Source organism: Sulfuricaulis sp. (assembly GCF_049587675.1).
Lineage (GTDB): Bacteria > Pseudomonadota > Gammaproteobacteria > Acidiferrobacterales > Sulfurifustaceae > Sulfuricaulis.
Window position 1 is genome coordinate 1 of sequence record NZ_JBAVEJ010000206.1, and the last position, 3,022, is coordinate 3,022.

The 3,022-nt window shown below is 57.3% G+C and carries 3 protein-coding genes; 1 reads left to right on the forward strand and 2 read right to left on the reverse strand.

Annotated features, from left to right (window positions below):
* Window positions 1-57: 57 nt before the first annotated feature.
* Window positions 58-1,803: an ATP-binding protein gene (locus tag WB402_RS10760; RefSeq protein WP_424207718.1), complete on the reverse strand. Its 1,746-nt coding sequence runs from the start codon at window positions 1,801-1,803 to the stop codon at window positions 58-60.
* A gap of 198 nt (window positions 1,804-2,001) precedes the next feature.
* Here WB402_RS10760 and WB402_RS10765 point away from each other — a divergent pair, with 198 nt between their 5' ends.
* The gene (locus tag WB402_RS10765; RefSeq protein ID WP_424207720.1) at window positions 2,002-2,268 is read left to right on the forward strand and encodes a hypothetical protein; all 267 of its coding nucleotides are present in this window, start codon (window positions 2,002-2,004) and stop codon (window positions 2,266-2,268) included.
* A gap of 75 nt (window positions 2,269-2,343) precedes the next feature.
* Here WB402_RS10765 and WB402_RS10770 read toward each other — a convergent pair whose 3' ends face one another.
* On the reverse strand, window positions 2,344-2,889 hold the full coding sequence (locus WB402_RS10770) for a hypothetical protein (protein WP_424207722.1): 546 nt from the start codon (window positions 2,887-2,889) through the stop codon (window positions 2,344-2,346).
* Window positions 2,890-3,022 lie beyond the last annotated feature (133 nt).

Sequence of the window (3,022 nt, forward strand, 5' to 3'; positions counted from 1 at the left end):
TGCACATTAAGTGCATCGGCGACTACACCGCCTCACCCACCACCAGTACGGTGCGTTTCATGATTTTGTCTCCACACAGACAGGAAAGCGCATGACGAACCGGGCGCCCTTGCCCTCGGGAGGCTGAGCCTCGAGCCGCCCGCCATTGGCTTCCACCAAAGTAAAGGCGATGGTAAGCCCGAGACCGGTACCCTGTTCTTTGGTCGTGAAAAACGGCTCGAACAGCCGCGGCATGATGTCCGCCGGCAAGCCGGGCCCGTTGTCCTCTACCGACAGAGTGACCTGCCCGTTCTCGACACTGGAGCGGAGCTTGAGAGTCGCGTCTTTCCCGTTCATGGCCTGCAACGCGTTGGTGAAGACATTGCCCCAGGCCTGCTGCAGCAGACCGGGGTCGGCCTTGATCTTCGCGTCGCCGTGATCGAACTGCCGGACTACCGTCACCAGGGGAGCGCCCGCCAGCGCCAGATCGAGCGCACGCGTCAGCGGCTGTGCGGGATCGATCACGGCAAACGACGGCTGACGGTGGCGCGACAGCTGCAGGAAGTCCTGCACCAGATTCGAGACGCGCAGGCTTTCCTCGCGGATCATGCGCGTCAGTTCTGTCCGTTTCTCCGGCGCATAATCCGGCTTGTCGAGCAGCGCCGCCGAAGTGTTGATGATGCCAATGGGATTTCGAATTTCATGCGCCAGCGCCGCTGACATTTCTCCCATGGCGGTCAGCTTGTCCTTCTGGAAACGCTGTGTCTGTTCGTCACGCGCCTCGCGCAGGCGCGCGGCCATGGCGTTGAACGCCTTGGCCAGATCGCCCAGTTCGTCGTTGGAAGTGATCGGCACATTGGCGCTGAAATTCTGGCCCGCCAGCTGCATCACGCCGTTGCGCAGATACTGGAGCGGCTGTACCACCAGGCGCGACAGCAACAGGCCGGTCAAACCGCCGATAACGATTCCCAGCAGCGAAATGAACAAGAACAGGGCGACACGGTTGGTCAGCACTTCCTGCACGCCGCGGCGCTCCAGACCGCTGAACATGATCGCCTCCACGCGTCCAGTGGGATCCACAATGGGCATGTAGAGACCGCGGTATTGACCGTTCTCGGCATCGAGGCTGTAGTAGGATTTCTTGTGCTTCTCCAGCCGCTCCAGTGCCGCCGCTGACAGATGTTTGAGGGCAATCACTTCACCCGGGGCGGAAAACAGATCGTAATAATTTTTGCCCTCGCGATAATAGAGACGCGCCTTTAATCCGCTCAGCTGCGCCATCTCGTCGGTGAAATCCTGTCCCAGCAGGCTGCCCAGCACCAGGTAGTAGTTCGGCTTGCCGTGGCGCGGGATCGGCGTGATGCCCACCGCCGCCAGCATAGTCTTCTGCTTGCGCACCACCTTGAGCACCGCTTCGGTCTGGCCGCGCGCCCACAGCGCGCTGACCTCCACGGGGATCGAGGAGTAAAGCAATTTTTTGTCCGGCGTGTAGAGCTGAATTAGGTTGATGCTCAGCTCCTGGGAAATGCGCCGCACTGGCGGCGGGATCGCCTCTTCTGGGTTGCGTTCGATATTAGCCACGTACCCTGGATCATCGGCGAGCACGCGCCCAAGCATGGTGGCATCGTTCTGATAGGCTTGGAGCCAGTTCTGGTTGGCGCGGGCAGCATCCACGATCCACTGCTCGAGGCGTTTTTCAAAACTGATCGAAACCCATTCGGCCGCCAGCCACCCGGCGACCAGCATCGGCACAATCACAATCACGGAAATCACCAGCAGTACCTTGCGCTGGAGACGGCCCAACCCGAACAGTTTTGACGGCATGAATTTCCTGAAGTGTTGTGAACTACAAATTTTGATGCTTGCCACAAAATACAAGCATAGCGCAAACCTGGAATTTTATATATCTACATGATTATAAAAGAATTAATGATCATCCCCCGTTGGCACAGCGATTGCTTTAGTACATCGCAATGATGGCGGAAACCAGTCTTTACCGAACCATCAGATATTGAAAAAACGATGTTCACCCTCTTTAAGGAGTTTTTATCTATGAAAAAGTCACTCACCGCCCTGTTCGCCCTTATGTTCGCCTTCATCTTCGGCACCGCTACGATCGCTTATGCCGAAGCTCCTGCCGCCGGCGCTGCGCCGACCGAGAAGGAAATGAAGACTGAGAAGAAGACCAAGAAAGAAAAGAAGACGAACAAGAAGCACGCCAAGAAAGAAACCAAAGAGGTGAATAAGGAAGGCGCTGCTGCCCCGGCCGCTCCGGCCCCGGCGAAGTAATTTCCCGTTTCATGCTGTAAAACAAAGCGCCCCGATTGGGGCGCTTTGTTTTTGTCTTGCTGTTTCCGACGGTCGTTATTTCTTGGCGGGAGCCGCTTTCTTCTTCGAAGACTTGGTGGCTTTTTTTCCGGCAGTTTTCAGCGCGCCATGCTTTGTCGCCGGTTTCTTTCCCTGCGCCTTGGCCGGCGTCGCTTTGAGGCGTTGCATCAGTCCGCGAATATATTCCATGCGTTCCTGCAAACGCTGGACAGCGGTTTTGGCGGCATCTGCGCCTGACTCGCCGGGCTTGAGCATGCGATAGGCCATTTCGATCACGTCTTCATCCAACGCGACAAAACGTCCCGACCGGGGTCCGGCCATTCGGCATATCTCCTCCACGTTCTGCTTGGCGCGCAGGTTTATCTCGTGTAATTGTTTCGCGCGGTCCGGACCGACCCAGCTGACGATCGTCCATTGATCTCCCGGCGCCCCCGGCTTGGCGAGATACCCTTGCCATACCTGCACCGCCGCCTGACAATCCTTCACCACGGCATCCAGCCGCGACAGCACGTCGGCACGCTGCTTCTGCCGGTCTGCTTTCCAGCGCATTACCAGTTCAATCGCTCGATCCAGGCTGTCCATTGTCATCTCCGTGTCCATTATTGGAAGAATGCGGGCATTTCCGCGGTTCGGTTCATTTATTTTGGGACAAGGTTCCGGTGCTGACAAGGTAAAAGCCAACAAAAATAAACCGCCCGTCTGCTGGCTTTATACG